This is a genomic window from Corynebacterium sp. SA-MJD20WY100, from assembly GCF_039822565.1.
Taxonomy (GTDB): domain Bacteria; phylum Actinomycetota; class Actinomycetes; order Mycobacteriales; family Mycobacteriaceae; genus Corynebacterium; species Corynebacterium phoceense_A.
Map to the genome: position 1 here is coordinate 1 of NZ_JBCJKS010000042.1, position 1,462 is coordinate 1,462.

The window sequence follows — 1,462 nt, forward strand, 5'->3', positions numbered from 1 at the left end:
GGCTCTTCCGGTTTTAGAGTGCATTGATTTTGTGTCGGATGTTGGCGGCGTGAATCAGGCACCGCAATATGTAGTGGTCGAGGTTGCGGAATCCCAGGGCGATGCCGCGTAGGAATTCCAACCGACCGTTAATCGCTTCGACAGGTCCGTTGGATACTCCGTGGTCGAAGTAGGCGAGGATGTCCTTGCGGCGTTTGTTCATGGTCCTGCTTAGCTGCGCGATCTCAGTGATCCCGGCGTCTTTGATGTCAACAAGCGTGTCAATGAGCGTGCTCATGGCTTTCTTGGCTGCTTGCTTGTTGGGATTGTTGTAGCAGCTTATGACTTGTTGGTAGTAGGTCCAGGTCTCTTGTAGCGGCGCGTAGTCGTCGTCGAAGTCAAACAGTTCCTCAAGCCTCCCGCGCTGCTTGTCGGTGAGTAGGCGCTCGGTGGTCAACAGAGTTTTCCGGTTGCGGTAGAGCGGGTCTTTGCTGCGGCCACGTCGGCCTGTTGTTTCTAACTGGAGCCTGGTGCGGCACTTGGTGAGCTTGTCACCGGCCAGGCGTACAACGTGGAACGGGTCCATGACTTGGGTGGCGTTGGGAATGACTTCGCCAGCGGCGGTGGCATAGCCTTGGAAGCCGTCCATGCTGATGATCTTGACCTGATCGCGGAACTGCTCGCTGTGATTATTCAGCCATGTTCGTAACGCGTCAGCGCTTCTGCCTGGGACAACGTCAAGAAGCCGAGCGGGGCGGATGACGTTTCCATCCTTGTCGTGGTGGTCGGTCATATCAACGATGACGGTGACGTATCCGTCGCGCCATTTGCGTCGGTTGTGCGACCAGCGATGCTCATCAACACCGATGACCTTGACCCCGTCGAGGTAGTGCTCGTCGTTGTAAATCAAGTCCTGGACAGCGGCTAAGGCCAAGGCGTTGGTGGTATCCCACCCCAGGCCTAATGACTTGGCTGCAGCGGCAACGCTCATCCGATCTAGGCAGAGTCGTTGCAGTATCCAGCGGGTCACCCTGTCCGTGGTCTTTGAATTGTCGGGCGCGCAGGTAAGGCCCGCGCGGAAGATCTTCTGCAAGCAGCGCTTGTTGGTGCACCGGTAGCGTGGAAGGCGCACATGAAGGCGTGTTGGGTGGCCGACGATGGGCAGATCGACCAGGCTGCGGATGACGTGGTCGCGGAATACTCCAGGCTGACCGCACGTGGGGCATTCATTGATGGGCTCGACGGGCTCGGCTTCGATGACGGTGACATCGCCGTGTTCTGCGGCCCCGGTGATAGTAACTCCTAGTTCTGCGGTGCGGCAGATGGTATCGACGATGACATTTCCGTTAGGCTGCACAGTAGGTCCTTGGTTTGTACGGATGGATTAGACACCCTTATTCCTACAAAGCCAAGGACCCCAATATCTTGTGCCACGCCCGAACCCCCGGCGAACTAATCAATGCACTCTAAAACCGGAAGAGCC

The 1,462-nt window shown here is 57.3% G+C and carries 1 protein-coding gene; it reads right to left on the reverse strand.

Translation table 11 applies throughout. From position 1 onward, the window contains the following. Positions 1-13 precede the first annotated feature (13 nt). Positions 14-1,336, reverse strand: coding sequence for an ISL3 family transposase (locus tag ABJ196_RS12600; protein WP_347307575.1), 1,323 nt, complete (start codon positions 1,334-1,336; stop codon positions 14-16). Positions 1,337-1,462 lie beyond the last annotated feature (126 nt).